This is a genomic window from Spirulina sp. CS-785/01, assembly GCF_028330525.1.
GTDB lineage: Bacteria > Cyanobacteriota > Cyanobacteriia > Cyanobacteriales > Spirulinaceae > JAQMSD01.
On record NZ_JAQMSD010000129.1, the window covers coordinates 1 to 4,636 of the forward strand.

Annotated in this window: 3 protein-coding genes; 2 read left to right on the plus strand and 1 reads right to left on the minus strand. The window is 46.1% G+C overall.

The genetic code is table 11. The features are described from left to right. The first annotated feature begins 493 nt into the window (after positions 1 to 493). On the plus strand, positions 494 to 2,689 hold the full coding sequence (locus PN462_RS08225) for a sensor domain-containing phosphodiesterase (protein ID WP_272127598.1): 2,196 nt from the start codon (positions 494 to 496) through the stop codon (positions 2,687 to 2,689). Between the two features lie 129 nt (positions 2,690 to 2,818). Here the strand turns inward: PN462_RS08225 and PN462_RS08230 are convergent, their stop codons facing one another. Beyond that, on the minus strand, positions 2,819 to 3,373 hold the full coding sequence (locus PN462_RS08230) for a GerMN domain-containing protein (protein WP_272127599.1): 555 nt from the start codon (positions 3,371 to 3,373) through the stop codon (positions 2,819 to 2,821). Between the two features lie 103 nt (positions 3,374 to 3,476). Here PN462_RS08230 and PN462_RS08235 point away from each other — a divergent pair, with 103 nt between their 5' ends. Continuing rightward, complete coding sequence (locus PN462_RS08235; RefSeq protein WP_272127600.1) at positions 3,477 to 4,484, plus strand: aspartate carbamoyltransferase catalytic subunit; 1,008 nt, start codon at positions 3,477 to 3,479, stop codon at positions 4,482 to 4,484. Positions 4,485 to 4,636 lie beyond the last annotated feature (152 nt).

Sequence of the window (4,636 nt, forward strand, 5' to 3'; positions counted from 1 at the left end):
AAATTGTAGAACGAGACACCGTTGTTTCAGACACTTGTGAGAGACATTTTCTCCCCCTCTCCCAAGGTTGGGAGAGGGGGTTGGGGGGTGAGGGCGACTCCAAACCGCCATATCTCGTTACCCACCTTGACAGGGCTGATTCTAAGAGGTAACTCTGCAACGAATTAAAAACCTCGTTGCGGAGTTTCTTTTTCAATGGAAACTTTTGCAGGCCGGGGAGATTTTGCCAAAAATCTTAATGAGAAGTTGACTAAACTTTACTGATTAGAAAAAAGGGAAAAGGGGCAAATTGGCCAAAAATCCGCAAAAATTTGGCATTTTTTGGGGATTAGAGATTAAAAGCGAGTAACTAAATATACAAATTGTCTTCACAAAAGGACGTACAACAGAAAGAGAGTCAGCTTCAACGCCGAACCCTTATTATCTTTGCATTGTTATCGTGTATAATTTGCCGCCCCAAGCAAGACACCCACTTTTACCTGTGTCCCCGATTATGAGTGACCATGAAGCCATGGCTCAGTTATTGGCCAGCCAAAAACGGGTTTTGGAGATGATTGCAACAGACCAAAATCTTGAGGAGACTTTGGCGGTGTTGATTGCAATGATTGAACAGCAATATCGGGAGATAATGGCTTCAATTTGGTTATTGGATGAGACGGGCCAATCCTTTCAGCCATCGGTAGCGGTGACACTGCCTCAAGAGTATATTAAGGCGATCGCGCCTCAATTTTTAGCAGAATCCGGGATGTATTGGCAAGAAGTGATCATTCCCGATATTGCGAAAACACCCTTTTGGCGGGATTATCGGTCTCTTGCCTTGAATTATAACTTACGGAGTTATTGGTCGATTCCCATTTTTTCTTCTCAAGAGGAATTATTAGGCATCTTTGCTTTATATGCTCAACAACCCCGTCTCCCCAATGACGAAGATCGGCATTTTGTGGAGTTTGCCACCTATTTAGCAGGGGTGGCCATTGAGCAAAAGAAGTCCCGTGTGGCCACTCATCGGGCCGAGGAGAAATACCGGGATATTTTTGAGAATATTGCGGTGGGGATATTTCAAACGACTCCCGATGGTCATTATATTAGTGCCAATCCGGCCTTGGCGGCGATTTATGGCTATGATTGCCCGGAAGCATTGATCGCAGACTTGACCAATATTCGACACCAACTCTATGTGGACCCAGAGCGTCGGTCCCAGTTGATTCAATTATTGCAGCAAAATGATACAGTCTCGAATTTTGAGTCTCAGGTGTATTGTCGAGATGGGTCGATGATTTGGATTGTTGAGGATACTCGTGCGGTGCGGGATGAAACGGGGAAATTGCTTTATTATGAGGGGACGGTGCAGGATATCACCGCAAAACGCATTGCGGAGGAGAAACTCCTCTACAGTGCCATGCACGATGCCTTGACTTGTTTACCCAACCGGGTGTGTTTTACCCATCGTCTCGAAAATGCGATCGCGCAATCCCACACCCATCCCCAAACCTATCGCTATGCCGTCTTATTTCTCGATTTAGACCGCTTTAAGGTGGTGAATGATAGTTTAGGTCATTTGGTGGGAGATGCCCTGTTAAAAGCCGTTGCACAGCGATTACAACGCCATTTAGAAAAGAATTGCACTATTGCTCGACTGGGGGGCGATGAGTTTGCGCTACTCTTAGAACATATTAACGGGTTAGAAGATGCGATCGCTGTGGCCCGCAGTATTCAAACCTTACTCTATCTTCCCTTTCAACTGGAGCATTACGAAGTCTTTACCGGAACCAGCATTGGCATTGTCTTAGGTAACTCCCATTATACCCAACCCGAAACCCTGTTACGGGATGCCGATGTGGCCATGTATCGGGCCAAAGCCAAAGGCCGGGGCCAGTATGCGGTCTTTAATCCCCTGATGCAAATTCATGCTTGTGAACGGTTACAGTTAGAAAATGATCTCCGGTGGGGATTAGATCGCCAAGAGTTTTTCTTATACTATCAACCCATTGTTTCCTTAGCTACCGGAGCGTTAAAGGGGTTTGAGGTGTTAATTCGCTGGCGACATCCTCAACGGGGGATAATTTCCCCAACGGAGTTTATTCCGGTGGCCGAAGAAACGGGATTAATTCATATTTTGGGGATGTGGATTTTACAACAAAGTTGTCAGCAACTCCTTCAATGGCAACAAGAGAATCCTGACTTATTACTTCATGTGAATTTATCCCCCATTCAACTGAAACAGGTGGATTTTGTAGAACAAATTACCCATCTGTGTGAGAAAACAGGAGTCTCTCCCCAAGGGTTACAGTTAGAGGTGACGGAGAGTTGTTTATTGGAGGCAGAAACGTTACAAGGCGACCGTTTAAAGGCATTAAAAAGTTTAGGGTTTGGGTTATGTATTGATGATTTTGGGATTGGCTATTCTTCCCTAAGTCGTCTCCATGAATATCCCATTGATACGGTAAAGATTGACCGGAGTTTTGTCCAAGGGTTAGATGTTCATACCAGTAAAACTGAGATTGTTGAAACCATAGTTACGTTAGCCCATCGTTTAGGAATGACGTTAGTGGCTGAGGGGGTAGAAACTCAAAAACAAGTCCAATTGTTACAACAATTAGGTTGTGAGTTTGCCCAAGGCTATTTATATTCCCCGGCAGTTTCAACGGTACAAGCAACTAATTTTGTTCAAGGAAAATGTGATTATTAGTTGGTAATTGGTAATTGGTGATAGATAATATAGCAATTGTCACGAAGCGTGAGGTACACCCAAAATTTATTCTCTATTTATTCCCTTATTTCCTATTCCCTATACCCTATTCCCTATTCCCTATTTATTCTAAAGAGAAATCTCCTGTCCTTGTTCAGTGAAACGGACAGTTTTAATATTCCATTGGGGGTTTTGGGTTAAGGTTTGACGTAAACTGCCGAACAGGGCGAATAATTCACATTGGGATAAAGATTGGAAATTGCGGCGACTGTCGGCAGCTAGACGGAAATCAATCGTCGCTGTCCCATTATTGACATTGACACGATATCCCGCTAGGGAAAAATCGCCATTAATGCCTTGTTTAATAGTTTTACCAATGGCCTCCTCTAGGGAATTTTGGGGGGAGACAGTAGCGGATTCTGAGATTAAGGTGTCACAATGGCGATCAGGATGGAAAATTTGCACCGAGAGTCCCTTGGCCACGGGTGGGGAGGTTTCGATGGTAACTTCTGCGGGGAGTTGTTTGCTGGGGGGGAGAGTGATGGTTTGGACGGTGTTCGAGGGTTGAGTGGGGTTAGCTTGGGCTAAGAGGGATTGGGTTTTGTCGGTGAGGCCGTCGAGGGATTGATAACCGACAACCGTTAGTGCGATCGCACCACTTAATAAAGAGATAAGATATTTCATGGCAGTTTCCCTGATGGGTTTCATTAAAAACCTGTATTCGAGGATGCGATCGCGTCCTCCGGATGATTTAATAGAGGATGCTTGCTTGGATGAATGACTGCAAATGACACCCCCCCCCACTTGGACTCGTCGCCATATTCTTTCTCTCGCCGATTTTAGTCGGGAGGAATACAATACCATTTTGCAAACGGCGGCCAGTTTCCGAGAAATTCTCTCCCGGCCCACCAAAAAAGTCCCTGCCTTACAAGGGCAAGTGGTGGCGAATCTCTTTTTTGAACCCTCGACTCGCACTCGCAGCAGTTTTGAGTTAGCGGCCAAACGACTCTCGGCAGATACATTAAATTTTGCCTCTAGTTCGTCGTCTTTGAGTAAGGGGGAGACGATTTTAGACACGGCTAAGACCTATTTGGCCATGGGGGCCGATATTATGACCATACGCCATAAACAGGCCGGAGTCCCCCAGATTATTGCCCAAGAAATGGACCGGCTAGAAACGGGAGTGAGTATTTTAAATGCGGGAGATGGACAACACGAACACCCCTCCCAGGCATTATTAGACTTGTTTACCCTCTGTTTGTTACTCGACAATGACTCCCCCCAGATTGAGTCCTTACAGGGGAAAAAAGTGGCAATTGTGGGGGATATTCTCCATTCTCGTGTGGCCCGTTCTAATATTTGGAGTTTAACCACTGCGGGGGCCGAGGTGCATTTAGCGGGGCCGCCGACGTTGTTACCGTTGGAGTTTGGGTCTATGGGGAAGGTACAACTCCATTGGCATCTTGATCCAGCGTTAGCGAAGGCAGATTTTGTGATGACGTTACGGTTACAACGGGAACGCATGACCCAACACCTGTTACCCAGTTTACGGGAGTATCATCAGCAGTTTGGGATTACCCGCGATCGCTTGCAGTCCTGTCACCCGGACGTGAAAATTCTCCACCCTGGGCCCGTGAATCGGGGAGTGGAGTTAAGTTCAGAGTTAATGGATGATCCCCGTCTCAGTTTAATTTCCCAACAAGTCACCAGTGGGGTGGCGGTGCGGATGGCGTTGTTATATTTGTTAGGGACTATGTTGGATAATTCAATGACCCCCACCTACTTCGTGAGGTGAGGGAGTGGGAGGAGATAACCTTCCCGTAGCTGCGAATAGAGCCAAGAGCGGTTAATGAGTAAACACTTCCAAATGTTTCTCTAGTTGGGATTATATGTGAGGGGGTGGAATCTCGCCCAACTGGGTTAGTCCAGGACACAGCGTTAACCGTG